Annotated in this window: 1 protein-coding gene and 1 pseudogene; both read right to left on the bottom strand. The window is 55.1% G+C overall.

What is annotated here, in order from left to right; all coding sequences use genetic code 11:
* Window positions 1–291 (bottom strand): annotated as a pseudogene (locus tag ACIOWA_RS28090) (glutamine synthetase); the annotation flags it as partial.
* A 95-nt stretch (window positions 292–386) separates the two neighbouring features.
* Window positions 387–755, bottom strand: coding sequence for a glutamine amidotransferase (locus tag ACIOWA_RS28085; protein ID WP_401162942.1), 369 nt, complete (start codon window positions 753–755; stop codon window positions 387–389).
* Between the last annotated feature and the right edge of the window lie 339 nt (window positions 756–1,094).

Below are 1,094 nucleotides of genomic sequence, written 5' to 3'. Positions count from 1 at the left end.
GGGCTCGATGGCCCACGGCACCAGGTACACGGCGTTCTGGTCGGGGCGGCAGATCATGTCGATGTCGGCCGGGTCGAGCAGTTCGTTATAGTGGTCTTCTTCGACATAGTCGCCGGTCACGGTCTGCAACAGCACGCTCTCTGGCAGGCGCATGCCTTTCTCGGCGATGAACTTGTTGGTCGGCGAGATCTTGCCCCGGGTGATGCCGGTCAAGTCGCCGACCATGCATTCGACTTCTGTGATCTTGTGGTCTTTCAACCAATCGGTGAGCTGGTCGAGGTTGTTACTCATAAATGCCTCTGGGCTGAGTCTCCTGACGCTAGGTCAGGCAAAGTTTGACGCTTGTGCGTCGCGTTAAAGGGGGCTTGCTTGCGCGCAGTGCCGGCTTACGCCTGGCACCGCGCATAGACAATGAAAGAAGAGCTTACCTGCCCTTTACGCTGGCGTTGCATTTCTTGTGCACTCTGGAAACGTGCAGCCGCGCGTGCAGAATCATGAGCACGACGTGGGGAGCGGCGCAGGCTTTGGAAGAGAAAGAGAACTATATTGGAAGGAGACGCCATAAAGAGGATGCTTGCCCGTACGTCCAGAATATCGGACGGTGCCGTATGGGCGGCTGCTTGCGAGAACATCGTCAACAGGCCACGCGCCATGCTGGCTACGCTACGGACGGATTTGTCGCCACTGATGTGATGAGCATGCAGACCGGACTGTTGCGAGCAGTCGGTGATGCCGATTAACGGCAGGCGAGACATGAAGCACCCCGGTATTATTGCTGTTATGGGTTTGATCGGAGCTTAGCCTTGTTCATTTTTTTACACAACACCCCCGTAAAAAATACAACACGGCCTGCTCAAGCCCGCGGGTGCCAAGCGTGCCAAAGGCAAAAAACCGCCCCAAAGTGCCCCATAAATGCCCTTGCAGCGCTTTTTTAGGGCAAAAAAGGCCTCGCTTGACTTCGGCAGGCCGTTCGGGTTGACTGAAACCAGAAAAGATCAATGATTGATATTTTTAACAACAAAGGTGTTGCATCATGTCGGTACCCCCGCGTGCCGTTCAGCTTAATGAAGCGAACGCGTCCCTTAAGGAACATC

Origin of the sequence: Pseudomonas sp. NPDC087614 (genome assembly GCF_044743485.1) — a bacterium.
GTDB lineage: Bacteria > Pseudomonadota > Gammaproteobacteria > Pseudomonadales > Pseudomonadaceae > Aquipseudomonas > Aquipseudomonas baetica_A.
This window is presented reverse-complemented; position numbering and strand designations above follow the sequence as displayed.